The 26,492-nt window shown below is 65.3% G+C and carries 24 protein-coding genes; 14 read left to right on the forward strand and 10 right to left on the reverse strand.

Annotation, left to right across the window (positions count from 1 at the left end; genetic code table 11):
• Nucleotides 1-39: 39 nt before the first annotated feature.
• A complete protein-coding gene (locus tag HNO53_RS01275) occupies nucleotides 40-2,091 on the reverse strand; it encodes an NADH:flavin oxidoreductase (protein ID WP_209475576.1) in 2,052 nt (683 codons plus the stop codon).
• 177 nt (nucleotides 2,092-2,268) lie between these two features.
• Here HNO53_RS01275 and HNO53_RS01280 point away from each other — a divergent pair, with 177 nt between their 5' ends.
• The 4 genes from HNO53_RS01280 (at nucleotide 2,269) to HNO53_RS01295 (ending at nucleotide 5,861) form a co-directional block, all read left to right on the forward strand.
• Nucleotides 2,269-3,066, forward strand: coding sequence for a pyrroline-5-carboxylate reductase family protein (locus HNO53_RS01280; RefSeq protein ID WP_209475578.1), 798 nt, complete (start codon nucleotides 2,269-2,271; stop codon nucleotides 3,064-3,066).
• 50 nt (nucleotides 3,067-3,116) lie between these two features.
• Nucleotides 3,117-3,866, forward strand: coding sequence for an electron transfer flavoprotein subunit beta/FixA family protein (locus tag HNO53_RS01285; protein WP_209475580.1), 750 nt, complete (start codon nucleotides 3,117-3,119; stop codon nucleotides 3,864-3,866).
• 14 nt (nucleotides 3,867-3,880) lie between these two features.
• On the forward strand, nucleotides 3,881-4,807 hold the full coding sequence (locus HNO53_RS01290) for an electron transfer flavoprotein subunit alpha/FixB family protein (protein ID WP_209475582.1): 927 nt from the start codon (nucleotides 3,881-3,883) through the stop codon (nucleotides 4,805-4,807).
• Between the two features lie 397 nt (nucleotides 4,808-5,204).
• Nucleotides 5,205-5,861, forward strand: a complete 657-nt coding sequence (locus tag HNO53_RS01295; RefSeq protein ID WP_209475584.1) for a PRC-barrel domain-containing protein — start codon at nucleotides 5,205-5,207, stop codon at nucleotides 5,859-5,861.
• Between the two features lie 111 nt (nucleotides 5,862-5,972).
• On the opposite strand, the gene HNO53_RS01300 is transcribed toward HNO53_RS01295, so the two are convergent.
• Nucleotides 5,973-6,431, reverse strand: coding sequence for a thioesterase family protein (locus HNO53_RS01300; protein ID WP_209475586.1), 459 nt, complete (start codon nucleotides 6,429-6,431; stop codon nucleotides 5,973-5,975).
• 253 nt (nucleotides 6,432-6,684) lie between these two features.
• Here HNO53_RS01300 and HNO53_RS01305 point away from each other — a divergent pair, with 253 nt between their 5' ends.
• Together HNO53_RS01305 and HNO53_RS01310 are read left to right on the forward strand one after the other, a co-directional pair.
• On the forward strand, nucleotides 6,685-7,446 hold the full coding sequence (locus HNO53_RS01305) for a sulfite exporter TauE/SafE family protein (protein WP_209475588.1): 762 nt from the start codon (nucleotides 6,685-6,687) through the stop codon (nucleotides 7,444-7,446).
• 38 nt (nucleotides 7,447-7,484) lie between these two features.
• Complete coding sequence (locus HNO53_RS01310; RefSeq protein ID WP_209475590.1) at nucleotides 7,485-7,907, forward strand: PPC domain-containing protein; 423 nt, start codon at nucleotides 7,485-7,487, stop codon at nucleotides 7,905-7,907.
• Between the two features lie 125 nt (nucleotides 7,908-8,032).
• Here HNO53_RS01310 and HNO53_RS01315 read toward each other — a convergent pair whose 3' ends face one another.
• Together HNO53_RS01315 and HNO53_RS01320 are read right to left on the reverse strand one after the other, a co-directional pair.
• Nucleotides 8,033-10,225, reverse strand: coding sequence for a TonB-dependent receptor domain-containing protein (locus HNO53_RS01315; RefSeq protein ID WP_209475592.1), 2,193 nt, complete (start codon nucleotides 10,223-10,225; stop codon nucleotides 8,033-8,035).
• Nucleotides 10,226-10,306: 81 nt separating this feature from the next.
• Nucleotides 10,307-11,296, reverse strand: a complete 990-nt coding sequence (locus HNO53_RS01320; protein ID WP_209475594.1) for a LysR family transcriptional regulator — start codon at nucleotides 11,294-11,296, stop codon at nucleotides 10,307-10,309.
• 180 nt (nucleotides 11,297-11,476) lie between these two features.
• Between HNO53_RS01320 and HNO53_RS01325 the strand changes: the two genes are divergently transcribed.
• The 7 genes from HNO53_RS01325 (at nucleotide 11,477) to HNO53_RS01355 (ending at nucleotide 18,741) form a co-directional block, all read left to right on the forward strand.
• A complete protein-coding gene (locus HNO53_RS01325; RefSeq protein WP_420827849.1) occupies nucleotides 11,477-12,415 on the forward strand; it encodes an ABC transporter substrate-binding protein in 939 nt (312 codons plus the stop codon).
• 65 nt (nucleotides 12,416-12,480) lie between these two features.
• On the forward strand, nucleotides 12,481-13,437 hold the full coding sequence (locus tag HNO53_RS01330) for a FecCD family ABC transporter permease (RefSeq protein WP_209478478.1): 957 nt from the start codon (nucleotides 12,481-12,483) through the stop codon (nucleotides 13,435-13,437).
• A gap of 30 nt (nucleotides 13,438-13,467) precedes the next feature.
• Complete coding sequence (locus tag HNO53_RS01335; RefSeq protein WP_242597512.1) at nucleotides 13,468-14,604, forward strand: FecCD family ABC transporter permease; 1,137 nt, start codon at nucleotides 13,468-13,470, stop codon at nucleotides 14,602-14,604.
• A complete protein-coding gene (locus HNO53_RS01340; protein ID WP_209475595.1) occupies nucleotides 14,601-15,401 on the forward strand; it encodes an ABC transporter ATP-binding protein in 801 nt (266 codons plus the stop codon). Before HNO53_RS01335 ends, HNO53_RS01340 begins: the two co-directional genes overlap by 4 nt.
• Before the next feature lie 204 nt (nucleotides 15,402-15,605).
• The gene (gene dksA / locus HNO53_RS01345; RefSeq protein ID WP_209475597.1) at nucleotides 15,606-16,034 is read left to right on the forward strand and encodes an RNA polymerase-binding protein DksA; all 429 of its coding nucleotides are present in this window, start codon (nucleotides 15,606-15,608) and stop codon (nucleotides 16,032-16,034) included.
• Entirely contained in the window at nucleotides 16,034-17,284 is a 1,251-nt protein-coding gene (gene zigA / locus HNO53_RS01350; protein WP_209475599.1) for a zinc metallochaperone GTPase ZigA, read from the forward strand. The genes dksA and zigA overlap by 1 nt, the downstream gene beginning before the upstream one ends.
• Nucleotides 17,285-17,436: 152 nt before the next feature.
• Nucleotides 17,437-18,741 (forward strand): D-alanyl-D-alanine carboxypeptidase, encoded by a 1,305-nt coding sequence (locus HNO53_RS01355; RefSeq protein ID WP_209475600.1) that lies wholly within the window; start codon nucleotides 17,437-17,439, stop codon nucleotides 18,739-18,741.
• A gap of 84 nt (nucleotides 18,742-18,825) precedes the next feature.
• Here HNO53_RS01355 and HNO53_RS01360 read toward each other — a convergent pair whose 3' ends face one another.
• Genes HNO53_RS01360 through HNO53_RS01380 form a run of 5 tightly spaced genes read right to left on the reverse strand, consistent with a single transcriptional unit; the run spans nucleotide 18,826 to nucleotide 24,308 of the window.
• Entirely contained in the window at nucleotides 18,826-20,268 is a 1,443-nt protein-coding gene (locus HNO53_RS01360; protein WP_209475602.1) for an ABC transporter ATP-binding protein, read from the reverse strand.
• Nucleotides 20,265-21,092, reverse strand: a complete 828-nt coding sequence (locus tag HNO53_RS01365) for an ABC transporter permease (RefSeq protein ID WP_209475603.1) — start codon at nucleotides 21,090-21,092, stop codon at nucleotides 20,265-20,267. Before HNO53_RS01365 ends, HNO53_RS01360 begins: the two co-directional genes overlap by 4 nt.
• Nucleotides 21,089-22,072, reverse strand: coding sequence for an ABC transporter permease (locus HNO53_RS01370; RefSeq protein ID WP_209475605.1), 984 nt, complete (start codon nucleotides 22,070-22,072; stop codon nucleotides 21,089-21,091). The genes HNO53_RS01365 and HNO53_RS01370 overlap by 4 nt, the downstream gene beginning before the upstream one ends.
• A complete protein-coding gene (locus tag HNO53_RS01375) occupies nucleotides 22,069-23,610 on the reverse strand; it encodes an ABC transporter substrate-binding protein (RefSeq protein ID WP_209475607.1) in 1,542 nt (513 codons plus the stop codon). The genes HNO53_RS01370 and HNO53_RS01375 overlap by 4 nt, the downstream gene beginning before the upstream one ends.
• A 56-nt stretch (nucleotides 23,611-23,666) precedes the next feature.
• The gene (locus tag HNO53_RS01380) at nucleotides 23,667-24,308 is read right to left on the reverse strand and encodes a DUF1826 domain-containing protein (RefSeq protein ID WP_209475609.1); all 642 of its coding nucleotides are present in this window, start codon (nucleotides 24,306-24,308) and stop codon (nucleotides 23,667-23,669) included.
• 334 nt (nucleotides 24,309-24,642) lie between these two features.
• Here HNO53_RS01380 and HNO53_RS01385 point away from each other — a divergent pair, with 334 nt between their 5' ends.
• Complete coding sequence (locus HNO53_RS01385; RefSeq protein ID WP_209475611.1) at nucleotides 24,643-25,518, forward strand: DMT family transporter; 876 nt, start codon at nucleotides 24,643-24,645, stop codon at nucleotides 25,516-25,518.
• Nucleotides 25,519-25,594: 76 nt separating this feature from the next.
• Here the strand turns inward: HNO53_RS01385 and HNO53_RS01390 are convergent, their stop codons facing one another.
• A complete protein-coding gene (locus tag HNO53_RS01390) occupies nucleotides 25,595-26,476 on the reverse strand; it encodes a metal ABC transporter permease (RefSeq protein ID WP_420827863.1) in 882 nt (293 codons plus the stop codon).
• Between the last annotated feature and the right edge of the window lie 16 nt (nucleotides 26,477-26,492).

Raw genomic sequence — 26,492 nt, forward strand, 5'->3', positions numbered from 1 at the left:
AGCTGTTGAGCCTATATAGCTATTTTCAGCCTTTTCGCATCACAAATCCTTTACCAGCCGCAAGGCGTCGTAGATCGCCGCATGGGTGTTGCGGGACGACACCGCATCGCCGATCCGGAACAGCTGGAAACCTTCGCCCGAATTGCGGACGACGGCCTGGGGCCGGCCGACGATCAGGTCCTCGTAGTTCACCTCGCCACCGTTGCTCGAGTGCGGCTTGAGCTCGAAATAGACATCAGCCATCGGCGTAATGCCATAGTTGACTACTACCTGGTCGATACGCCGTTCGTAGTTCAGGTCCTGCTTGCCGGGGGGTACGTAGTCGCTGGTAATCCTGGCAAGCAGTTCGCTGCCGTCGCGCTCCACGGATTTCAGCCGGTAAGTGGGCGTGAAGGTGACGTTAGGCCGCTGCAGGGAGCGCATGTATGGCACCAGGTTCATGGCCATGATTTCTGCCGAGAAGGTGCGGTCCGGTGTCATGATCTCGAGTTCGGCGCCGGCGGCGGCGATGATCTCCGCTGCCTGCATGGCGGCATGATCGCCAGCTTCGTCGAACAGGAGTACCCGGCTGCCCGGCGCTACGTGGCCCGACAGGATGTCCCAGGTGTTGACCACCAGATCGTGTCCGACAGTGGGCTGGTCTTCCATGGGGTAGCCGCCGGTGGCCACGATTACCACGTCCGGCTTTTCGGCGAGCACGTCCTCGACCTCGGCCCAGACGTTGTAGCGGATCTCGACGCCGAGCGCCTCACAGCGTTCCAGGCGCCAGTCGATGATGCCCATCATCTCGCGGCGACGCTCACTTTGCGCCGTGAGACGCACTTGTCCGCCGGCATCGCTGGCGGCTTCCAGCACCACCACCTCATGGCCCCGCTCGCCGGCGACGCGGGCAGCTTCCAGCCCTGCGGGGCCAGCACCGATGATCACCACCCGGCGCTTGTTCGCTGCCTTGGGGATGGTGTGGGGCATGGTGGTCTCACGCCCGGTGGCGGCGTTGTGAATGCAGTAGGCAGCGCCGCCCTGGTAGATACGGTCGAGACAGTAATTAGCGCCGACGCAGGGGCGGATCTCTTCTTCACGGCCTTCGACGATCTTGCGCACGATGTGCGGATCGGCCATGTGGGCGCGGGTCATGCCGACCATGTCGACCTTGCCCGAGGCGATGGCATGGCGGGCGGTGGCGACGTCCTGGATCTTGGCGCCGTGGAAGGTGGGAAAATCGACCTGGCGCTTGATCTCCCCGGCGAAGTCCAGGTGCGGAGCGCTGGGCATGCCCTGGATGGGAATCACGTCGGTGAGTCCCGGGTCGGTGTCGATATGCCCGCGCACCACGTTAAGGAAATCGACCAGGCCGCTGTCCTTCAGACGCTGCGAGATCGCCATGCCGTCGCTGGCCGTCAGCCCGCCCGGCAGCATCTCGTCGCCGGTATAGCGCATGCCGACAATGAATTCCTCACCGACCCGTTGGCGAATGGCTCGCAGCACATCGAAGGTGAAGCGCAGGCGGTTGTCGAGATCGCCCCCGTAGGGCTCATCGAGGGTATTGGTCAGCGGTGACCAGAACTGGTCCATCAGGTGGCCATAGGCCATCAGCTCGATGCCGTCGAGGCCGGCGGCGTGCATGCGCTCGGCGGCGTCGGCGTAATCACGGATCAGGCGCTCGATATCCCACTCCTCGACCTGCTTGGGGTAGGCGCGGTGGGACGCTTCGCGACGATGAGAGGGGGATACCGCCGGCAGCCAGTCGCCCTTGTCCCAACGGGTGCGCCGGCCCAGGTGAGTCAGCTGGATCATCACCGCCGTGCCATGCTCATGGCAGGCGTCGGTGAGTTCCTTCATCCACGGCACCACCTCATCCTTGTAGGCCAGGATGTTATTGAACACTGGCGGGCTGTCCTTGGCCACCGCTGCGGACCCGGCGGTCATGGTCAGGCCGATACCGGCCTTGGCCCGCTCGACATGATAGGCACGATAGAGCGCCTTGGGCATCCCGTCTTCAGGATAGGCCGGCTCGTGAGAGGTCATCATGATCCGGTTCTTCAGAGTGAGATGCTTGAGCTGGAAGGGCTGAAGCAGCGGGTCGTTGGCCATGGTCGGGTCTCCCTCTTGTTGTGTGCTTGACATTGTCAGCTGTGGATGTACACACTCGTCATCCGAATGTACAGCAGTGTACATGAATAGAAAAGACCCTGAGCGTGTTAGCTCATCATGAAGCGACAGGAAGCGCCTGGGGGCGGGACGTAAGCCTATATAAATGGAGGTGAAACCATGTCGCATAATGATGCGGTGGTCGGGATCATCGGCGGGCAGGGTTGGATGGGGCGTGCGCTCGGCATCGCTCTGCTGGAGCGGAATGTCATATCTCCGGATCGACTGGTGATTTCCTCGCGCACCGGCCAAGGAGAGGTTTACCGCAACTGGCCCAAGGTGCGTTGCGTCAAGGCCAACCATGAGCTGGTTGCCCTGGCGGACGTCATCGTACTCTCCGTGCGCCCGCAAGATCTTGCCGGCCTGGACATTGAGGTAAGCGACAAGCTGGTCGTCTCGCTGCTGGCGATGGCCTCCTTGCAGGAAGTCGCCAGCCAGGTGGGAAGCAATCGGGTGGTGCGCGCCATGCCAAACGCCGCGGCGGAGATCCGTCGGGCCTACTTTCCATGGTTTGCCTCACCGCAGGTTTCCGATGATGACAAGCGGCTCGTCCAGGCGCTGTTGGCGAGTTGTGGCACGGCGCGTGAGCTTTCCAGCGAGGACGATCTCGATTACCTGACGGCCTTGAGCGGTGCCGGGCCGGCTTATCCCGCCTTGTTGGCCCAATCGATGCTGGAGCACGCCAGGAGCGCGGGGCTGTCCGACGAGATCGCCCGAGAGGCCGTCATGCAGACCCTTGTGGGTGGCAGCCTGCTGCTGGAGCAGTTGGGTACCGATCCCGGCGACATGGTGGAGCGGCTGATTGCCTATGACGGCACCACGGCCAAGGGGCTGGGAACGATGATGGATGAGGGCATCGGCCAGGCAATTCATCGTGGCCTCGATGCGGCGCATCGGGCAGCGACAGGTTCACGATAGGCTTTGCACCCGAAAAGAAAACAATCGATCAAGAGTCTGGAGAGTATGCAATGAAGATCCTCGTCGCGGTCAAACGCGTCATCGACTACAACGTCAAGATCCGCGTCAAGGCGGATCACTCCGACGTCGATCTCACCAACGTCAAGATGGCCATGAACCCCTTCTGCGAGATCGCCGTGGAAGAGGCGGTGCGACTGAAGGAGAAGGGAGTGGCCACCGAGGTGGTCGCCGTGACCATCGGCCCCAAGGCCGCCCAGGAGCAACTGCGTACCGCGCTGGCGCTGGGTGCCGATCGTGCCGTGCATGTCGAGACCGAAGAGCGCGTCGAGTCGCTGGCCGCGGCCAAGCTGCTGGCCAAGGTGATGGAAGAGGAGCAGCCCGGTCTCGTCATTCTCGGCAAGCAGGCGATCGACACCGACAACAACCAGACCGGCCAGATGCTGGCCGCGCTGGCCGGCCTGCCCCAGGGCACCTTCGCCTCCGAGGTTAAGGTCGAGAACGACAAGGTCCAGGTGACCCGCGAGATCGACGGCGGCCTGCAGACCGTCGAGCTGACCCTGCCGGCCATCGTCACCACCGACCTGCGCTTGAACGAGCCGCGCTACGCCAAGTTGCCCGACATCATGAAGGCCAAGAAGAAGCCGCTCGACGTCAAGTCGCCGGCCGACCTCGGCGTCGAGGTGGCGAGCCGGCTGACGCTGGAGAAGGTCGAATCGCCGGCCGAGCGCAAGGGCGGCATCAAGGTGGGCTCCGTCGACGAGCTCGTGGACAAACTCAAGAACGAAGCCAAAGTGCTTTGAGGGGAGCCGATTTCATGAGCATCCTGGTACTTGCAGAACATCACGACGGCCAGCTCGCCGGCGCCACCGCCCACGTCGTCGCGGCGGCCAAGGCCATCGGGGGTGACATCGACATCCTGGTCGCGGGCGAGAACGTCGGCGCCGTGGCCGAAGCGGCGGCCAAGCTCGACGGCGTGAGCAAGGTGCGCGTTGCCGATCACGCGGCCTACGCCCACCAGCTCGCCGAGCCCATGGGTGCGCTGCTGGTCGAGCTCGCCGGCGACTACAGCCACGTGTTGGCCGCCGCGTCGACCACCGGCAAGAACGTGCTGCCGCGGGTTGCCGCACTCAAAGACGTCAGCCAGATCTCCGAGATCCTCGAGGTGATCGACGCCGACACCTTCAAGCGTCCCATCTACGCCGGCAACGCCATCGCCACGGTCAAGAGCGCCGACAGCCTCAAGGTGATCACCGTGCGCACCACGGCGTTCGATGCCGTGGCAGAGGGCGGCAGCGCCAGCGTCGAGAATGTCGAGTTCGTGGCCGAGAATGGCCAGTCCACCTTCATCAAGCAGGAGCTGGCCCAGAGCGACCGCCCCGAGCTGGGCGGGGCACGAGTGGTCATCTCCGGCGGTCGCGGCATGGGCAGCGGCGAGAACTTCAAGCTGCTCGACGGGATTGCCGACAAGCTGGGCGCGGCCATCGGCGCCTCGCGTGCCGCGGTGGACGCCGGCTTCGTGCCCAACGACATGCAGGTGGGGCAGACCGGCAAGATCGTCGCGCCGGAGCTCTACATCGCCGTGGGTATTTCGGGGGCCATCCAGCACCTGGCGGGGATGAAGGACTCCAAGGTGATCGTGGCGATCAACAAGGACGAGGAGGCGCCGATCTTCCAGGTCGCCGACTATGGTCTCGTCGGCGATCTGTTCGAGATCCTGCCGGAGCTGGAAAGCAAGTTGTAACTCCCCTTAACGCCGCGGAATGCCAGTACGACTTCCGGCACCGTCATCGTTGCTGGAGCATGCCCGGAGCGCAGGTCTCTCCGATGAGATCGCCCGAGAGGCCGTCATGCAGATTTTGGTGGGCGGCAGCCTGCTGCTCATCGTGGTCGATGCGGCGCATCGGGCTGCAACCAGCTCATAGCAGGCTTTAGCACTAGGGAATAAGAACGTTTGACGCCCTTGATTCACGTTTCTACGTTGTTGCTAAGTATCATTTAGCCGTGTGCTCAGTTAAGCACGATGCTGCGGTTACGCTCGTCATGGAGGGTAAGGATTGCGTGCTGCAGTCGAACGGTAGGCGAAGGTGGCCTGCCTTGAAGGTCCGGTTTCTCAACCCAAGGAAGTCAGGAGGAGAGCCATGACAGTTTTACAGCGCTATATTCCGCTCTGTGTCGCTGCCTTGCCTCTCACGGCGTTGGCGGCTCCCGGCAATCTGGATGACTGGCAGAACCAGCGCAGCGACCCCGCATCGACATGGACGATGCGTCAACTGCTCGGCGACGACGTGATCGCGGGCGAGAAGACCGAAGTCGGTGAAGTGGCTGACGTCCTACTCGATGCCGAGGGTAGGGTCGAGTCGCTGCTGGTTTATTCCAACGGCAATGAAGTGGACCGGGGTTTTCGCACCGTGGAGTGGCCGGTGCTACGCTTCGAGCCCAGCGATGTACTGCTTTCGATAGCCCAACAGCCTTCTGAATTCGGCGACCAGCCGGTCGCAAGCTCACCGCAGGAGCTGATCGGTGAGGATCAGTATAGCGCCTTGAGCATGCTCGGCATGGGCGTGGAAGTCGAAGGCGCGGCGTATGCGGAAGTCGAGGATCTGGTGGTGAACGAGCAGAATCAGGTCACCAGTGCCATCGTCGATCCGGATGGCATGGATACCGACAGCTACTGGATTCCTACCGACCTTGGCTGGATCGATCCGGAGTGGATCATGATCGTGCCCTATAGCCAGAGTGATATCGAACAGGCCGGGGCGTATCAGGGTGACGATGGGGGCGAAGGCTCAAACTGATTGTCTGTAGCGTTTCCGTCTGTTCGGTACGTAAGGCCATTGAATGGGAGGGATTTTACCCTCCCTTTTTCTTTGCCATGACGGAAAAACGGTGTATGGCTGATCTCCTGCTCAATGGTGCGGAATGCCGATGCGTCGCCCGGCAGCCTGGGGCCAGTTGCCAGTTGTTGCGTGCGGCAAGGCCTCGATGGCTTGGAGCACGGCAGGAGGGAAGGGGCCGGGACGGTGGCTATCCTTGTCGATGCCCATCAGCATCTGCTCGCTGGTGGCGAGCAGCTCGCCGTCGTCATCGTGCATGGTGAAGAACAGATGCAGGCGCTTGGCATCGCGGTCGAGCAGCAGGGCTTCGACGGCCAGCTCCTGTCCCTGGTGGGCCTCGCGCCGGTAGCAGAGATGGGTCTCCAGGGTGAAGAGGGTATAGGCGAGGCGCTCGCGTCCCTCGGCATCGAGCCCGATCCGCTCCATCAGCGTATCCACCGCCAGCGAGAACACCCTGGCATATTCGGCATCGTTCATGTGTCCGTTGTAGTCGACCCACTCCGGGGCGACTCGGGTCGTCAGCAATGTCATGGGGTGGCTTCCCTTGTATCGGCATTTGCAGTTATTGTCGGCGAAGCAAAAACTAGCCGAGTGGTTTCCCAAGAATCGGGTTCCTTACCACAAATGCAACTGCTAGCAGTCGATATGGCGCTGAAAAGCATTATTTAGGTAATTCTGGCTTTCGTGGTTTCCCGCAAGCGCTTGATAGAGAAACTAACATGTTGTCACCGCTGTTCCTCTCCCTTGGCATGAAAACGGGCTCGGCCATGAGGCATCGAGACTGATGCTGGAGCTGCTCTCGCCGCTGTCGGCCGGGGCCAACCTGGGCCTGGTGTTGCTTTCCGTGGTGACTTCGGCGCTCTCCGCGGCGGCCGGCATCGGTGGGGGCACGCTGCTGATCATCGCCATGGCCCAGGTGATGCCGGCCACGGCGCTGATTCCCGTCCACGGCATGGTGCAGCTCGGCTCCAACGGTGGTCGGGCGCTGATGACCTGGCGGCATATCCGCCGTGATATCGTCGCGGCTTTCCTTCCCGGTGTGATCATTGGCGCCGTGGTGGCGGCCTGGCTGCTGATCCGCCTGCCCTATGGCGTGCTGGAGCTGTGCATCGCTGCCTTCGTGCTCTACTCCTGCTGGGGGCCCGGCCTGCCGCAGCGAGCGTTGGGGCGCACCGGCACCGTGGTTGCCGGTGCTCTCACTACCCTGCTCTCCAGCCTGGTGGGTGCCAGCGGCCCCATGGTGGCCTCGTTCATCAAGCTCGGCCTGAGCGAGCGCCTGCCGCGGGTGTCCACTTTCGCCACCTGCATGACGCTGCAGCACCTGACCAAGGCGTTCATCTTCGGCTTCGCCGGCTTCGTCTTTCGTGACTGGCTGGGGCTGATGCTGGTCATGGTGGCAGCGGGCTTCGTCGGCACCTGGCTGGGGCTGCGCCTGCTGCACCGGGTGACCGATCATCGCTTCGACTTCTTCTTCAAGTGGACGCTGACCCTGCTGGCGCTGCGCCTGATCTGGCTGGGCGTGGAGCGCCTGTTGGGGTTAGGCTGAGTGACATAGGGGCTGGCTTAACCGGAAAGGAGTCTGTCATGAAGCGCTTCGTCTTTTGCCTGTCGCTGATCCTGCTGCTGGCCGGCTGCGCCGGCATGGGCGACCCGCGTGACACCGCCACCGAGCTGGTGCCTGGCCAGCCTTACGAAGTGATGACGCCAGGTCATCGCTACTTCACCTTTACCCTGAGTGCTCCTGCCCGCGTGGTGCTGGAGAGCCACACCTTCCCCGGCGATACGGGCGTGGTGGCGCCGGCCGGGCAACTGCTCGATGCCGACGGCCAGCTCGTCGTGCGTGACTGGAACAGCGGTCGCAACAGCAACTTCCGCATTGCGCACCAGCTCGAGGCGGGTACCTGGTATCTGCGGGTGACCACGCCCCACGCGAGCCTTGGTTCCTTCGGCATGCTGGAGCGTGACTACCGCTATTCGGTAACGCTGAGGATCGACAGGAGCCGTTGAGGCGAGGTAGTGCCCTTCGATCGTGCTGATGGAGTTGCCAATCGTCATGTCGCTCGCGCCCCAGAAACAGCCCCGGCAGAGCCGGGGCTAAGCTGACGATGCAGGACGGTAAGCAGAACGCTCGGTCAGAACTCGTAGGTGGCGGAGAGCCTGAAACTGCGGCCGTCCAGAGCCACGCCATCGGTGGCGCGTCCCGTCTGGGTGTAGCGATAGGCCTGATAGGTGTCGCCCTGCCACTCGTAGCTGTCGGCCTTGCTGAAGTCCTTGTCGAACAGGTTGTAGATCGAGCCGGTCAGGCGTACCTGATCGGTGATGTGATAGGTCGTACGCAGATGGAACAACTCGTAGCCATCCAGCTTGTTGCCCACTTGTTCATACATGGCCAGGTTCTGCCCGCTTGCAGGAACGCCGTCTGTGAAGCGCTCCCTTGAAGAGTAGAACTCACCCTCGAGCGTGGTGTTGAGTCTGTCCGTCACGTCCCAGCCCAGGCTGGCAGTGAGTTTGTGCTTGGGTGTATTGGTGAGCAATAGACCCTCTTGCTCACCGGAGGTGATCTCGGTGTCGGTGTAGGTATAGCCGCCCCGCACCTCCCAGTCGGGTGCGAAGCGATAGCGAGCCTCCACTTCGATGCCCCGGGTTCTGGCCTCGTCGATGTTGATCAGCCGGGAGAAGCCGGTTTGCTGCGAGAAGTTGCCGACGGCGATACAGCCTGGGACGTTGCCGTCCGGGTGCAGACAGTTGGGGATTTCCGCGCCTTCGGCAATGCGGTCGGTGAAGCGGTTGTAGAAGGCCGTGCCGCTGACCGTGAGCCCATCCAGGCTGTCGTAAATGGCACCGAACTCGTAGTTGGTGCTCTTTTCCGGTTCAAGATCCGGTGAACCGATGGTGACGCTTTGGCCTTGATTGCCGAAACCGGTGATTCCGTCATGCAGCTGGTTGAGCGTCGGCGTCTTGTAGCCTCGACTCACGCCGCCCTTGAGGGTCCAGTGGTCGGTGGTGTTCCACACCAGGTAGCCACGTGGGCTGAAGTGGCCGCCGAAAGCGTCGTGATGCTCGTAGCGACCGCCCAGGGTGAGCGCCAAGTCGTCACGCAGCCACCATTCGTTCTCGGCGAACAGCGCCCAGCTCTGCTGTTCGAATGCCTGGTCGCCCGCTGCGCCATCTTCCAGTCGGGCATCGATGTACTGACCGCCCACCGTCACCATGTGGCGGTCGATCGGCAGGGTGTACTTGGTATCGAAGACGATATCGCGGTTCTCCAGCAGCCGTGGCTCTCCTCCCTGAGCCTCGTAGCCGTACTCCGGTGCACTGCCTGCCGGCAGGGTGCGACCCAGGGTTTCGGTCGTATTGTGCGTGAGGCTGCTCTCCAGCGTGCCAGCCTCGAAGCGCCCGGTGTGGCCGAAGGCAAGCTGATCGCGATTGAAGCGCAGCTCATCCTCGTAGCCCCAGACCTGACCCGGTTGTGGGGCACAAGTCGCGCGGTTGGTACCGTCCAGCGTACCGAGGCGGCAGTCTTCATTGGAGTAGACCTGGCGTGCGCGCTCGGCGTCCAGCCACAGCGAGTGGCTCTCATTGGCGCGCAGTGTCAGGCGTCCACCCAGCGAGTAGATACGGGCCTCGGTCGGGCGCGGGTCGCGGGCGGAGCTGTCGGCAATCATCCGCTCGGAGGCGTCGCGATCGAACAGCCGGCCTCGCAGCTGCAGGCCCAGCACGTCATCGACCAGGGGGCCGGAGGTATAGAGGTTGATACCCTGCGAATTACCCGCATCGCGATCCTGCTGGAAGGTGGTGTCCATAGAGACGCTGCCGATCCAGGTGTCACTGACCGGGCGAGTAATGATGTTGATCACGCCGCCCATGGCGTCGGAGCCATACAGGGTCGACATGGGGCCACGAATGACCTCGATACGTTCGATGGCCGACATCGGTGGCATGAAGCTGGTAGCGGTTTCGCCGAAGCCGTTGGGAGTGACGCTGCCGGAGGTGTTCTGGCGGCGTCCATCGATCAGGATCAGGGTGTAGTCGCTCGGCATGCCGCGAATGCTCACGTTCAGCCCGCCGGTCTTGCCGGTGCCCGAGCGTACGTCGACTCCGGGAATGTCGGCTATCGCCTCGGCGATATTGGAGAAGCGACGTTGTTCCAGCTCCTCGCGGGTGACGACGGAGATGCTGGCCGGCGCATCCTGCAGCGCCTGCTCGAAGCCGGAGGCGGTCACCACGATGCTATCGAGGCGGGAACTGTCCTGCGCCTGTGCAGTGAAAGCGAGCGGCGCGCTGGCAACGGCGACGGCCAGGGCGGAGCGACGGACATGAAGCATGAGATCACCTGCTGACATGAATATTTTGAATGATATTGATTATCAAGCGCAGATGATTCTAGTGCGGGGAGTTCCCTTTGCTCAGGGGGTGGATGGGCAACGTTGCGTTGCGCGGCCGGCAACGCTTTCGTCTCGCCCATCGGCCATGGGGTTGAGCTGTGGGACGGGGCTTGGTTGCCATGCGTCCGGTAACGCTTCACGCAGAAAGGCGAGCAGGGCACTCAGACGCCGCGGTCGAAAGCCATACGGATATAAAAGCGTCACTGGTACGGCCGGTGCGTCCCACTCCGGTAGGCAGCGCACCAACGAGCCGGGGTGAGCGCGTTCTCGAGCTTGTGCCAGCCAGTCGGGCATCAGGCCCAGGCCATGGCCATGGGCGAGTGCGTCGCCATGCAGCATCTGCTGGTCGACGCGCAAGCGTGACTCGGGTGGGTGAAAGTGGAAGTCACTGCCCTTTCCACGGTGGGCGAGGGTGAGTCCCTGCTCGGTTTCGCCGAGCAGATCGATCCAGGTGTGCCGTACCAGCTCACGGGGGTGTTGCGGATAGCCGCGACGCGCGAAGTAGTCGGGATGTCCGTACAGACCTCGATGGAGCCAACCCAGCACTTCCTGACGCAGCTCGCTGCCGCGCACTTCCCCCAGCCATACGGTAAGGGCCTGGCTGTCGGCGGTCAGGGTGGGAGCGGTGCAGGTCAGCAGAGTGAGGCGCACCGCAGGATGGCACTCCATGAACGCGGTGAGGCGAGCGGACAGCCAACTCCTGGCCAAGGCGTTGTGCGCCACCACGTGCAGTTCGCCGCTGACCTCTGCGTTCAATTCCTGCAGTGCTTGTCGGCCCTGCTCGGCAAGCTCGAGGATTTGTCGGCAGTAGACGTGAAAGGCATGGCCGGCCTCGGTGGGCAGCAGCCGGTTCGACTGTCGGCGTAGCAGAGGTTGGCTCAGCTGGCGTTCGAGATGAGCGATACGTCGGCTTAGGGTCGACTTGACCAAGCCAAGCTCACGGGCGCTACGGGTCATACTGCCTGAGCGCATCACGTGATCGAAGGCGAGCAGTTCGTCGAGGTCGTACATGGTGAGTTACCGAATACGTTGCATCAATCGCAACAGTCTATCTCGGCCTTGTTGTTAATGAAAACTATTATTGTTAGTGATGTTCTCGTTGCGAACCATGCAACGCAGCGTTGCGTAGTGCGATGGCGCAATCTTTTGTGATAATAATTCGTATTAAATCTTGGGTCCTGAGGGGCTGGTATGAACGCTGGGAAACGCTGGTTCGGCACGCTGTGCTCGTCACTTCTATTGGTAACCGCGCTTATGCTGCCGCTTACCGCCTGGGCCGCACGCAGCGTACACACAGCCTTCGGCGAGGTCGCGTTACCCGACACGCCCAAGCGCGTGGTCACCCTGCATGAAGGCGCCCTCGATACAGCCCTGGCGGTCGGCATCACGCCCCTGGGGGCCGTGACCACGCGCGGCGGCGACGGCGTGGCCCGCTACATCGAGGCCCATCTCGGCGAGGAGCGTCCCGCCATCGTCGGCGTTGTGCGCGAGATCAATCTCGAAGCCGTGCTGGCACTCGAGCCGGACCTGATCCTCGCCCCGCCGCAGCTCTCCGAGGCGCAGTACCGGCTGCTCTCGCGCATGGCCCCTACCGTGGTGCCGCTGTCCGAGGGGCTCGACCCCGAGCTGTGGCGGGATGAAACACGCCTGTATGCCCAGGCCCTGGGGCGCGGGGCGGAAATCGAAGTGATCCTGGAGCAGGTGGATGCGCGGGCCGCCGAGATAGCCGAGGACAAGGCTGGCGATGAGAGCCCCAGCGCCGTGGTGGTTCGCTGGATGCCGCAAGGCCCCATGGTCATGTCGGACCAGCTCTTCACCGCCGGCTTGCTGCGCGCTTCGGGAGTGGCGATTCACGATGCCGGTTTGACGAGCGAAGGCAGGCCGCACAGCGATACCCTGAGCCTCGAGAACCTCGCGCGCCTCGAAGCCGATTGGATGTTCCTGGCCACGCTCAACGAGGAGGGGCGTGAAGCGTTGGAAGCCGCCAGGCAGTCGCCCGCCTTCGTCCGGCTCGACGTGGCGGCTCGCGATCGGGTCGTACCGGTCGACGGCCAACTGTGGACGAGTGCCTCCGGCCCGCTGGCGGCGTTGGCGATCCTCGACGAGCTAGACGCCGCGTTGACGCCTTGATGGACGCGATTACCCGCACGGGCACTGTTTCGGCCCGCCGCCTCACTCTGAGGCTGGCGGGCCTCATGCTGCTGCTGGTGATGGCCTGCCTGGCCAGCCAGATGCTGGGGGCCGGTGACGTCGGTCCGGTACGGGCGCTTGCCGTATTGGCCGGGCAGGGCGATGCCGAGGCCAGGTTCGTGCTCGGCTCGCTGCGTTTGCCGCGTACCCTGATCGGGCTGGTGGTGGGACTCTCGCTTGGCGTGGCTGGCGCTTTGCTGCAGGCGGTCACACGAAACCCGCTGGCCGAACCGGGGCTGCTTGGCGTCAGCGCGGGGGCGGCCTTTGCCGTCGCACTGGCGCTGCTGCTAGGAGCCACGGCAACGACGCTGCGGGTCGGCGTGGCCCAGCTCGGTGCCATGGTGGGCTGTCTTTGCGTATTGGGCGTCGCCCGCTTCAGCGGGGCCGGCAACGACCCGGTAAGGTTGGTGCTGGCCGGGGCCGCGCTGACGGGCCTGCTGCTCTCGCTCACCTCGCTGCTGCTGCTGTTCGATCAGCGCGCCGCCGACGAGATCCGCTTCTGGATCGTCGGCAGCCTGGCCGGGCGGCGCCTCGAGCATCTCGTTGCCATCCTGCCCAGCCTGCTGCTGGCCGGAGGGCTGGTGATCGCCGTGGCCCGCCCCCTGGCGGCCCTGGCACTTGGCGAGCGGGTCGCGAGCGGCCTCGGTCACCGCCCGGGGCTGATTCGGCTGCTGGTGATCGTGGTCGTGGCGCTGCTGGTGGGCGCGGCCACCGCCACGGCCGGTCCCATCGCCTTCATCGGCCTGGTCGTACCGTTCGCCGCCCGGGCGCTGGCTGGCCCCGACATCCGCCGTACCCTGTGGTTCTGTCTGCCGCTGGGGCCGTTGATGGTGATCACGGCCGACATCGTCTCGCGTTTGCTAGTAGCGCCTTCGGAGATGCCGCTGGGCGTGCTCACGGCCCTGTGTGGCGCCCCGGTGCTGGTGGCCGTGGTGCGTGCGCGCCGCATGCCGACCCTCTGAGTGATGAAAATGGGAAGGGAGAGACGCCCCATGTGGCGTGAGGTATCAGCCGAAAGCCAGGCGCGGCAGAGGCCCGGTACAGAACGATGCGAGCGGGGAGCGGGCGATATCGTCGTTCCCCCGGGGCACTGGCGCCTGGCGTGGCAGGTGGCCGGCGCCAGCCTACCCTACAGCCTGCTGATCGATCGACGTGCCTTCGTCGCCGCCCTGATCCTGTTGCTGGCGTTGCTGACGGCATCGCTCGCCTACCTGGCCATGGGCAGTAGCCCGTTGCCGCCACAGGCAGTGCCGGCGGCGCTGGTGGGGCGCGGCGACATGATGGCCGTATTTCTGGTGCAGGAGCTGCGCCTGCCGCGTCTGGCCGCTGCCTGCCTGACCGGCGCCGCCTTCGGCGTGGCCGGGTGCCTGATGCAGACGCTGGCGCGTAACCGGCTGGCCACGCCGGGCATCATCGGTATCGACAACGGCGCCACCGCCTTCGCCGTGGCCTCGGTGATCGGCCTGGGGGTCTCCCTGGCGCCGCCGGCCATGGCCCTGGCGGGTGCCGCCACCGCGGCTGCCCTCACCTTCGGCCTGGCCGCGGGTGGCGGCGTTCGGGGTTACCGCTTCATCGTGGCCGGCATCGGGGTCGGCGCCGTGTTCGGCGCCATCACGCAGCTGCTGCTGGCCAAGGTGCACATCGACACCGCCAACGCCGCCTACCCCTGGACGGTCGGCTCGTTGAATGCCCGCCCCGCTGGGGCCGTCATGTTGCTCGCCGTCGGCCTGTTACTCGGCTTGGGCGCCGCCCTCTGGCTCACCCGCGCGCTCAGCTTGATGCGCTTCTCGGATGCCGTGGCATCCGGCCTTGGCCTGCGCGTTGCGCGGCGCCGTTGGCAGGTGCTGGCGGTCTCGGTGTTGCTCACCGGGCTTGCCGTCGCCGTGGCCGGCCCGGTGGGGCTGATCGGCCTGATCGGCCCCGAGATCGCCCGCTCCCTCTCGTCGCCGCGCGGTGTGCCGGTGGTCGCGTCGGCGCTGGCGGGGGCGTTGGTGATGGTGCTGGCCGATCTGGCAGGAAGGATACTGCTCAGCCCCATCGAGATCCCGGTGGGCATCGTCACCGCCGTGGTGGGCGGCCCCTGGCTGCTGTGGATACTGCTGCGACCGGCTTCGAGGAACCTGGCATGACGCAACACGAACTCGCCACCCGCGACCTGACCCTGTGCCACGGCCGTGCGACCATTATCGACCGCCTGGCACTCACCCTGCCGGCGGGGGAGGTCACCGCCATCGTCGGGCCCAACGGCTGCGGCAAGTCGACCCTGCTGGCCGGCCTCTCGCGGCTGCACGCGCCCAAGCAGGGGACCGTGCTGCTCGACGGCAGGGACATCCAGCAGTTGCCGGCGCGGGAGCTGGCCCGCCGCCTGGCGCTGCTGCCCCAGGAGGCCATCGCTCCGGAAGGGCTCACCGTGGCCGAACTGGTGCGCTTCGGCCGCCAGCCGCACCAGGGCTGGTTGCGCCAGTGGTCGACGGAAGATCAGCAGGTCGTTCGCCAGGCGCTGGCCGCGGCCGACGTGAGCGAACTGGCGGATCGGCCCCTCGATACCCTCTCGGGCGGCCAGCGCCAGCGCGCCTGGATCGCCATGACCATCGCCCAGCAGACGCCGCTGCTGCTGCTCGACGAGCCCACCTCGGCGCTCGATCTCGGCCACCAGATCGAAGTCTTCGAACTGGTGCGCAGGCTCGCCGCCGACGGCCGCACCGTGGTGATGGTACTGCACGACCTCGCCAGCGCCTGTCGCTATGCCGACCATCTGCTGGCGCTACGCAGCGGACAACTGATTGCCGCCGGCCCGCCCGGCGAAGTGGTCACCACCGAGCTGGTACGCCGGCTCTACGGCATCGACTGCACGTTGATCCCCGACCCCGCCACCGGCAGCCTGCTGTTGGCCAACGTAAGGCGGGCGGGGCGGTGCGTGGACTGAGCGCTCAACCATCCTGAAGCCCAAGCCTGAAGACACCACGACGCCAGCGCTCTTTTCGAGCGCTGGCGTCGTGGTGTGGACCGTTGTCCCGCCCGGCGGGCAAGGAATTGCCTGATTCGACGCCGGTAAAGCAAGCAAACGTGGAAGGGAGTGTGTGTGGCTAAAATGATATGTTATAACATAAATTTTTTAGAGGGGAGTTTCATGCAGGCCGATCCTGAGGCGCAGCGATTGCTGGCCATGCCTGAAGAGGCATACATGAACGAGGAGCAGTTGCTCTTCTTTCACGCTCGCCTGCTGACCGAGCAAGCCGAAGTGGAGGCGCACTTGGAAGAAGTTCGCAAGGCCGTGGCCGACAACGAGCGCAGCGGCGATGAGCTCGATCGCGCCGCGGTGGAGGAGGAGCTTCGCCTGTTGCTGCGCCAGGCCGATCGCGAAACACGGCTGCTGCGCAAGATTCGCCAGGCGCTGCGGCGTATCGAAGAGGGTGACTACGGCTACTGCGCCGAGACGGGGCAGCCCATCGGCCTGCCGCGCCTGATGCTGCGGCCTACGGCCGAGCTGTGCCTGGAGGCCAAGGAGCGCCAGGAACAGCGCGAGCATCACTACAGCAAATCGCGAGGAGATCAATGATGACGAATGCCCTGTTGCCCGTCACCGTGCTATCCGGCTTCCTCGGGGCCGGCAAGACCACCCTGCTCAACCATATCCTGGCCAACCGCGAAGGGCGCCGCGTGGCGGTGATCGTCAATGACATGAGCGAGGTCAACATCGATGCCGCCCTGGTGCGAGGCGGTCCCGGCGACCAGGCGGGCGAGGTTGCCCTCAATCGTGCCGAGGAGCGCCTGGTCGAGATGAGCAACGGCTGCATCTGCTGCACGCTGCGCGAGGATCTGCTGGTGGAGGTGAGCCGACTGGCGCGAGAAGGCCGCTTCGACTATCTGGTCATCGAGTCGACGGGTATCTCCGAGCCGTTGCCGGTGGCGGAAACCTTCACCTTCGAGGATGAGCAAGGGCAGAGCCTTTCCAGCGTCGCGCGGCTGGATACCCTGGTCACGGTGGTGGATGGCGCCAATTTCCTGGGGCAGTACCACGAGGCGAAATCGTTGGCCGAGGCGGGCGAGAGCCTGGGCGAGGAGGACCACCGCAACGTGGCCGACCTGTTGGTCGATCAGATCGAGTTCTGCGATGTGCTGTTGATCAGCAAGACCGACCTGATCGACGACTCACAGCTGGCCGAGGTGATGGCGATACTGCGCACGCTCAATCCCGATGCCGAGCTGATTCCCATGGTGCATGGTCAGGTGCCGCTCGATGCGGTGCTCGATACCGGCCGTTTCAGCTTCGAGCGGGCGCAGCTGGCGCCGGGTTGGCTCAAGGAACTGCGCGGCGAACACATGCCCGAGACCCAGGAGTACGGTATCTCGAGCTTCGTCTACCGGGCCAGGCGGCCCTTTCATCCGCAGAAGTTTCACGACCTCTTGCACGGCGACTGGTTCGGCGGCAAGCTGCTGCGCTCAAAGGGGTTCTTCTGGCTTGCCACGCGGCCGCAGTTCGCCGGGCAGTGGAGCCAGGCGGGCGGCATTGCCCACTACGGCTTCGCCGGCATGTTCTGGAAAGCGGTACCCGAGTCGCGCTGGCCCCAGGATGCGGAGAGCCGGGCCTATATCATGGAGCAGTGGGAGGAGCCTTTTGGCGACATGCGTCAGGAGCTGGTCTTCATCGGGCAGGACCTCGACGAGGCACGCATACGTCAGGCGCTGGACGAGTGTCTGGTCGGCGCTGCCGAACTGGCGGATGGTCCTGCGGGCTGGGTCAACCTGCCCGACCCCTTTCCGGCCTGGCCGGCAGTACCCCCTAGCGGCGGATCTTATTCCAGTTGATTAATAAACGGAATTTTGATGGAAGCTGCCGGAATATATGCAAAAAAACTCGCTATTCCGGCTGTAAACCGCTCCGTTAATGGCCATACTGAGCCTAGGTCCGCTTTAGAATCGGGCTACAGGGAATCATAAGGGAACCAGAGGTCTTCGTCATGCGCTCCTACAACCGACACTACCTCGGTGTGGCCGTCTTTTTCTTGTTTTGCTTTCAGTTGCTGGCCATTGACACGGCACAGGCCAACCCCCGCTACGCGGCCATCGTGATCGATGTCGAGAGCGGCGACGTGTTGCACTCCGCCAATGCGGACGCCACCCGTTACCCCGCCTCGCTGACCAAGATGATGACGCTCTACTTGCTGTTCGAGGCGCTCGAGAACGGCAACATGCATCTCAGCCAGCCGTTGCCGGTATCGTCTCATGCCGCCTCGATGCCTGCCTCCAAGCTGTGGCTCGCGGCGGGCAGCTCCATTGCGGTGGAGGATGCCATCAAGGCGCTGGTGGTGCGCTCCGCCAACGATGTCGCGGTGGTGGTGGCCGAGGCGCTGGGCGGCACCGAGTCCGGCTTCGCGCGCATGATGACCCAGCGAGCCCAGGAGCTGGGCATGACCAGTACCGTATTCCGCAATGCGTCGGGCCTGCCGGACAACGCCCAGGTGACCACGGCCCGAGACATGGCCACCCTGTCGATTCGCGTGATGCAGGATTTCCCCCAGTATTACCACTATTTCTCCACCCAGAGCTTCACCTACCGCGGCACCACCCATACCAGCCACAACCGGCTGGTGCGCAACTATCCCGGTGCCGACGGTCTCAAGACCGGTTTCATTCGCGCTTCGGGGTTCAACGTGGCGACATCGGCGATCCGCGACAATCGGCGTATCGTCTCGGTGGTGATGGGCGGCTTCACCGCCGCCTCGCGTGATACTCACATGTCTGACCTGCTCGATCGTGGCTTCGCCCGCCTCTCCATGCTGCAGCGAGGCGACTGGATCGCCCGCGCCGACGTGCTGGGCGATCGCATGGAGTTGCCGGATAGCCCGCCCGCTTCGGCGCAGCAGCTGGCGGCCGCTCCGGAGTCGCGGGCTCAGGCGCCCAGTGGCGATTCGGAGCAGCGCTACTCCTTCCAATCCGAGGTGGGGATCGAGATGGGGTCCGCTGATGATCCGATCCGTGCTCTGATCGCTCAGGCCGATGCACCACAGCAGCGCTCCGGCGGTAGCTGGGCCGTACAGGTCGGTGCCTTCAGCGACGCCGATCAGGCCCGCTACCTCGCTTCGCGCGCGGCCGACCAGTTGGCCAATTTGCTAAGCGACGTGCGGGTTTCGGTGGCCGAGTCGGGAGGGGATCAGCGCGTCTTCCGCGCCCGCTTGGTCGACATGCAGGAGAGCGACGCGCATTCCGCCTGCCATAGCCTGCGTGCCCAGGGCATGGACTGCATGGTGGTGGCACATAACTGAGCCGCATTCGCACCCCTTGGCTGGTTAGAACGACGCCCCGCATTTGCGGGGCGTCTTTCGTTTGAACTGCAAGGCGGTGACGTCTCAGGCCATGGCCGGCTCGCGCTCACGCTTGGTCACGCTCATGCTCTCGTTCCCAAGCGTGATCCTGCGGTCACAGATCCGCTCGATCAGCGCCGGGTCGTGACTCACCAGCATCACCCCGCAGCGCCGTTCGCGGGCCAGTTCGACCAGCAGCGCCAGCGTCTGGCGCTGGGTGATGGGGTCGAGACGCGAGGTGGGCTCGTCGGCGAACAGGAAACACGGATTGAGTAGCAGCACGCGCAGGATGGCGAAGCGCTGCAGCTCGCCGCCCGAGATTTCGCCGGGTCGACGACCCAGCAGATTCTCGTCAAGCCCCAGACGCGCCATCAGCGGGGCGATGCTGCTGCGATCCAGGCGATGGCGGCGGACCAGGTCGTCGAGCAGTCGCGAGAGCCGCCAGTGCGGCGAGAAGGCTGCCGGCGGGTCCTGATAGAGCTTCTGGAAGCCGAGCGAGTGCCCCACTGCACGCCAAACCTCGCCTTCATCGGCCCGGGTCACGCCGAGCAGCATGTCGCCGAGCGTACTCTTGCCGCAACCGGATGGGCCGACCACGCCGACGATCTCGCCGGGGCGCACCGTCAGCGAAAGGTCGCGGAACAGTTCGCGACCGCCGCGGACCTTGGCCAGGCCGTTGGCGGTCACGACCGCTGCCATGTCGCTCTCGCCGAGCGGCGCAGGGGCCGGCCAGCGGCTGGGCTCGGCGTCCAGCAAGCGCTTGGTGTACTCGCTTTGCGGGTGAGTGAGCACTTGCTGGGCCGGGCCGCGCTCGACCACCTGACCCTGGCGCAGTATGACCACTTCGCCGCCGAGACGGCGAGCCACGTCGATGTCGTGGGTAATGGTGAGCAGAGCACCGGCCGCCTCGGGCGTTCGCGCCAGCAGTTCTACCACCGCATCGCGCCTGGGAGCATCGAGGCCCTTGGTGGGTTCGTCGGCGATGACGATGGGCGCGCCGCCGGCACTGGCGGCGGCGAAGGCCACGCGCTGCGCCATGCCGCCGGAGAGTTCGCCGGGCAGCTTGTCGCCGGCTTCCGGCAGGCCCAGCTCGTTCAGATCGGCCCAGGCGGCTTGCAGTGACGCCCTTTGGTCGCGTCCGGCCACGTGATGATGGCTCTCGGCGATCTGCGAAACGGCGCGCATGGTGGGGTCCAGCGCATGCCAGGGCTCTTGGGGCAGCAGCGCCAGGCGGTGGCCCCACAGCGCTCGCCGCGACGTGGTGTCGGTGGCATCGAACGCCTCGCCATCGATGACCAGTTGACCTTGGGCGACGAGTCCCTTCGGCAGCGTGCCCATGATCGCCTGGGCGAGCAGGCTCTTGCCCGAGCCGGTTTCGCCGAGCAGGGTCAGGCGACCGCCGGGGGCGAGCGAGCAGGAGAAAGGCGCGATCGTGACGTCCTCGCCCCGGATCGTCAGGCCCTCGGCTTGAAGTAAGTAGCTACTCATCGCGGATCCCTTCCGGCCAGCAGGTTCAGGCTCAGCACCAGCACGAACAGCACGAGTATCGGCTGGGCCATGGCCCAGGGTGCTTCATGATAGTAGGGCAGCAGTTCGATCATCATCAGCCCCAGCTCGGCGGTGGGAGGGCGCAGGCCGACGCTGACGAAGCCCAGCGCGGCCATGGCGAGTATCGCGCTGGCGGCACCGAAGGCAGCCAGGGTCAGCACCTGCGGTGCGAGTTCCGGCCACAGATGGCGGCGGAACAGGTAGAGCGGGCCGAAGCCGAGCAGCCGGCTCGCCTCGAGCTGCGGCGAGGCGACCAGGATCCGGGTACGCGCGCGTACCACGCGGAAATACTCGATCCACAGCACCAGCGAGATGCCGACATAGAGCGCCCAGAAGTTCCCCGGGGCGATGGCGACGAGCAGCAGTACCAGCAGCAGGCCCGGCAGTGCCAGGCAGGCATCGGCCAGGCTGCCCAGCACGCGATCGAGCCAGCCACCGCGCCAGCCGGCGATCACGCCGAGGAGCACCCCCGGCACGGCGGCGCTGGCCACGCTGAGCAGCGCCATGCCCAGCGACAGGCGCACGGCGGACGCCAGCCGTGCCAGCAGGCTGCGGCCCAGATGGTCGGTACCCAGCGGTTCGGCGAACGATGGCCACTGCAGGATGCGGGTGAGCTGCTGGCGTGCGGGGTCGGCATCGGAGAGCCAGGGTACCAGCCAGGCGAAGGCGAGCAGCAGCGCGAGCAGAGCAGCGCCGATCTGCTGGCGACGGTTGAGTGCAGGCAGCGCCCAGCGGCGATGGGGAGTCATGGCTAGCGTGGTCATGCGCTGCGCCTCCTGGGGTCGAGCCAGTGGCAGAGCAGGTCCACCACGGTATTGAGGACGACGAACATCAGGCCCATGACCAGGGCGGTACCCTGGACCATCGGCACGTCGCGAGCGACGATGGCGTGTACCAGGGCGTGGCCGATGCCGGGCCAGGCGAACAGGGTCTCGACCACCACCACGCCCTCGATCAGGTAGACGAACTGCACGCCGAGATAGGCGATCACCGGCACCGCGGCATTGCGCAAGCCGTGACGCAGGAAGCTCTGACGCTCGCCTAGCCCCTTGGTGCGCGAGAAGGCGTAGTAGGCCGATTGCGATACGTCGGCCATGGCGTTGCGCGCCACCCGGCTGGAGATGGCGGCCAGGGCCAGCGCCAGGGTCAGCGCGGGGAGCACGCCATGGGCGCTGCGGCCATGACCGGCGGCGGGCAACCATCCCAGCGACACCGAGAAGATCAGGATCAGCAGCAGGCCCACGGCGAAGGGCGGCAGGGCGCGCAGTACGCTGGCCGCCACTTCGCTCACGCGATCCAGCCAGCCGTTGGGCTTGAGACCGGCGATCAGCCCCAGCGGTGGGCCCAGCAGCAGCGAGAGCAGTACCGCCATCGTTGCCAGGCCCAGTGAATGGCCGAGCTGATGCCACAACTCAGCCAGCACCGGCTCGCCGCTGACCAGCGAGCGGCCCAGGTTGAATTGCAGTAGATCCCACAGCCAGCCGAAGTAGGCGCCGAGCGCCGGCTGGTCCAGCGCCAACTCGGCGCGTACCGCCTCGGCGGCGCTGGTGTTGACCATGTCGTGCCCGTAACGACCGGCAGCGATACGGTAGGCCATGTCGCCGGGCAGAGAGCGGGTCAGCACGAAGGTCAGGGTGCCGACCATCCACGCCACCAGCCCGGCCTGGAACAGGCGCTGCAGCAGCAGGTCGCCGAGGCCTGTCGTCCAGCGTGGAGTCGTCCGTGAAGCCAGCACTTGACTCATTCACTCCACCTCAGCTCGTCGATGCGGTAGCTGCGCTCCAGCGGGTCGATGGAGAAGCCTTCGAGCTCGGCGTTGACCGCGGCGGTCTGCTGGTACCAGGCCACGGGCACGACCGGCATGGCCTCGTTCAGGCGGCGTGCCACCTGCCCGGCCAGTTCGCTGCGGGCCTCCATGTCGGCCTCCTGGCGCAGGGTGTCGAGCCAGCCGGCCAGGTCGGCGTCGCGCCAGCCCATGGCACCCCAGTCGCCGCCCATGGACTCGGGGTCGGCGCCGAAGTCGTCGAGCAGGGTGCCCAGCGGGTCGGGTACCAGGCCGTAGTTGCGTGCCATCAGGCCCAGCTCCAGGCTGCCGTCGCGGTGGCCGGAGGGGATCTCGCTGGCGTTGCCTACGGCGACTTCCAGCGCCACGCCGAGTTCGCGCCACTGGTCCTGCAAGGCAGTGGCTACCAGCGGCAGCTCGGGGCGGTCGGAGAAGGTACGCAGGGTCAGCTCGAAGGCTTCGCCGTCACGCTCGAGCACGCCGTTGCCATTGGCTTGCCAGCCAAGCTCGGCGAGCAGCTCACGGGCGCGCTCCAAATCGCGTGCTTCGCCGGCATCCAGGCCGAGATGCCAGGAGCCGAGGCTGGCCGGGAACAGCTCGGCGGCGGCCGCCTCGGGGTTGCGTAGGAGACCGGCGGCGATACCCTCGCGGTCGATGGCCAGGCTCAGCGCCTGGCGGGCGCGTTCGTCCTCGAGAAGCGGGTGAGCGGCATTGACCTTGAACACGATGGTGCGCGGAATCGGCTCGGCATGCAGGGCGAGGCGGTCGTTGCGAGCCAGGCGAGCCTGGCTTGCCGGATCGAGAGTGAACACCACGTCGGCATCGCCGCTCTCTGCCATCAGCGCCCGGGTCTCGCCGCGGCCCACCGCCAGGTAGCTGGCGCTGTCGATGGCGGGTGCTTCGCCCCAATAGTCGTCGAAGCGTTCTACGCCAAGCCGCTGCGGGGGCGCCACGCTTTCCACCCGGTAAGGGCCGGTTCCGATGACTTGGGAGACCCGTCCCTCGTCGTCATAGGCTGCCGGGGCGAGAATCAGCGTGGTGGAGTGGGCCAGCAGGGCCGGTAGCGGAGCGAAGGGAGATTCGAGCTGGACCACCACCTCGTTGCCGTCGGCTTCGATGGCCGCAATGGGCGCGGAGTCGAGGATGCCCGGTTTGGCCCGTGCGTGCTCGAGGCTGGCAGCCGCTGCTTGGGCCGTGAGCGGACTGCCGTCGTGGAAGCTGACGCCTTCGCGCAGGGCGAAGCGCCAGGCCAGGCCATCTTCACTGACCTGCCAGGACTCTGCCAGCCCCGGCGCGGGCTGCCCTGCGGCATCGGTGTCGACCAGCGTCTCGGCGACGCGCATGCGCGCGTAGACATAGCCCGAGGTCGACGGGTCGGCGCCGGTGATCTCCCAGGGAGCGACCACGGAGAGCGGCCGGTCGGCGACGGCTGTCAGGGGCAGCAGGGCAAGGCCAAGCAGTAAGGAACCTGGGAGCAGCGAACGAGAAGGCAGTGGCATGGCAGGATTTTTCCTTGCAGGGGTTGTTCAAGACAGACGATAAGCGACTCGGGCGTTCAGCCCGGATCCAGCGCCAGCAGCAGGCGGCGCTCGCCCGGGGCAGGCTGTGGGCTGCGGTGCACCAGGCCGCGTGTTTCGTTACCGACCCAGCCGCCGCCTTTCAGCAGGGCGAGGTCGCCCACCCCGAGCTGCTGGATGGCGCCGGGGTCGGCAACGATATCGGGTTTGTGCGGATGCGGGGCGCCGAGTCCGTCTCGATTGACGGCATGCTCCGGCAGCCACTCGCTAGCCGGGCCGGCATAGGTACTCACCAGACGCACCGGCAGGTTGTCGACGTGAAAGCGTGGGCACATGGCGCCTTCCAGCGTGCGCAGGCGAATGCCGATGGTCTCGGTCGAGAAGAGGTAAGCCATGGCCTCGGCGATCGTGCCGATATCCTCCACCAGCGCTTCACCGGCTTCGGGGGCGGGCAGTCGGCGAGCCAGGTCCTCTTGCATCGCCGGGCCGGGTGCGCCGCGCCACTGCCATTCGAGGCCACGCGGGTGGCAGAGCTGTGCCCGTACGGCCAGGGTCAGGGCCGAGTCGAGCCGGCGCTCCATCACCGCCAGGGTGATGCCATCGTCGAAGATACGGGGTAGCACCGCGATGTCCTGGCCGAACGCCCAATGCACGGTTTTCGCAATTGTACCGGGCAGCATGTCGCCTCCTTTTGGAACTCTATAACATATCATTCATGCGGCGCATGGCCTCCGCGTGAGGAGCCGCAGGACGGTGGTCGAAAAGGAAGGGTGTAGACCCTGCTGAGAGTTGAGAATGTTGCGTTATAACATAACGTGTTTTGCCTAGCCAAGCATCTCAGAAGCGCGAAAGCAGATCCATCCCGGCCTCGACCTGCTCATGGTCAAATGCGCCATCTTGGGGCGTCGCACTTGCCGCAGCTTACGCCAGCCATTAGGTTGTTAATCAATAAGCCCCGCTGCCTTTTGGTCGGCGGGGTGGTTTTTTTGCAGCCAGCGAAGCCGAGGGGGCTCCATGTCGCCATCATTGAAGGGCATCTTGTTCATGTGCGCCGGTGTGCTGTGCCTGGCGATTGGCGATGCCATCGCCAAGTGGCTGGGCGAGGTACACTCGCCGCTGCAGATCATCTTCTTCCGCTCGCTGGTATCGCTGCCGTTGATCGCCGTGCTGGCCCACTACGGCGGCGGTCTTACCAAGCTGCGTACTTGCCGCCCCGGGGTTCACCTGGTGCGCGGCCTGATATACACCGGCACCATGGGCTGCTTCGTGCTGGGGTTGACCATGCTGCCGCTGGCCGAGGCCACGGCCATTGCCTTCGCTGCACCGCTGTTCGTCACGCTGTTGTCGGTGCCGCTGCTCGGCGAGCGGGTCGATCTTCAAGTCGTGGCGGCTTCGCTGCTGGGCTTTGCGGGTGTGATGGTGGTAGTGCGGCCGGGCGGAGAGGGTTTCCATCCCGGCGCATTGGTCATGCTGGCTGCGGCGGTTTTCTATGCTCTGCTCATGATCACTTCGCGACGCTATGGTGGTCGCGAGCATCTTTGGGCGATGGTCTTCTACATCACCCTGGTGCCCCTGGTGATCACCTCCGTCACCCTGCCATGGGTGTGGCAGACGCCCCACCCCTGGCATTGGCTGGGGTTCCTCGGTGCCGGGGTGATCGGGGTAGGTGCCACGGCCTTCATCACCATGGCGTTTCGCCATGCGCCGGCGGCCATTGCCGCGCCCTTCGACTACACCGCCATGCTGTGGGCGGTATTGCTGGGCTGGTGGTTCTGGGGCGAGATGCCCGATGTATGGGTGTTCGTCGGTAGCATCCTGATCATCGGCAGCGGCCTGGCAATCGCCTATCACGACCGCCGGACTACGCTGAAGCGTCGCCCCACTTCGTGAGGAAGCACAGCACAAACGCATGCGCGAGCGAATCGCTGCATTGCGCGGTGTTTCCCTGAGTTCCCGATCTTCTAGTCTACGTTTGGCTGGTCTGGTTCAGGCGCCAGCGCCGCCAGTGGCGGGCCACCAGCCCATGCTTGGGCGCGGCGAGCAGGGCGACGAGGAACAGCGCCGAGGCGACCAGCACGATGGCACCGCCCGAGGCGACGTCCAGCTTGACCGATAGCACCAGCCCCACCACGGCCGACGTCACGCCGACGCCGACCGAGATGGCCAGCATGCGGGGAAAGCGGTCGGTGAGCAGGTGGGCGGTGGCACCGGGAGTGATCAGCATGGCCACCACCAAGATGATGCCCACGGTCTCCAGGCTGGCGACGATGGTCAGCGTCAGCAGCAGGATCAGCCCGTAGTGAATCGCGCCGGTATTGAACCCCAGCGCCTGGGCCTGCTGCGGGTCGAAGGTGTAGAGCAGCAGCGGGCGATAGGCCAGCCAGATCGCCAGCAGCGTCACCACGCTGGCCAGCAGCGTGAGTATCAGCGCCGAGTCCTTAACCCCCAGCACGTTGCCGAACAGGATATGCAGCAGATGGGTACTGGTGGCGATCTTGCTGATGATCACGATGCCCAGCGCGAACGCGGCAGTGAACATCAGTCCCATCGCCGCATCCGACTTGATGCGCGTATGACGTTCGATGGCGCCGATACCCAGCGAGGTCAGCGCGCCGGTGATGAAGGCGCCGATGAAGAACGGCCAGCCCAGCAGATAGGCGATGGCCACGCCGGGCAGCACCGCATGGGAGATGGCATCGCCCAGCAACGACCAGCGCTTGAGCACCACGTAGCAGGAGAGCAGTCCGCAGATCGCCCCTACCAGCACCGAGGTGAGCAGGGCACGCTGCATGAAGCGATATTCGAAGGGCGCGGCCAGGTTTTCCGGCAGCAGGTCGACCGCCTGCATCAGCAGGGCGGTCAAG

Source organism: Billgrantia antri, from assembly GCF_017868935.1.
Classification (GTDB): domain Bacteria; phylum Pseudomonadota; class Gammaproteobacteria; order Pseudomonadales; family Halomonadaceae; genus Halomonas; species Halomonas antri.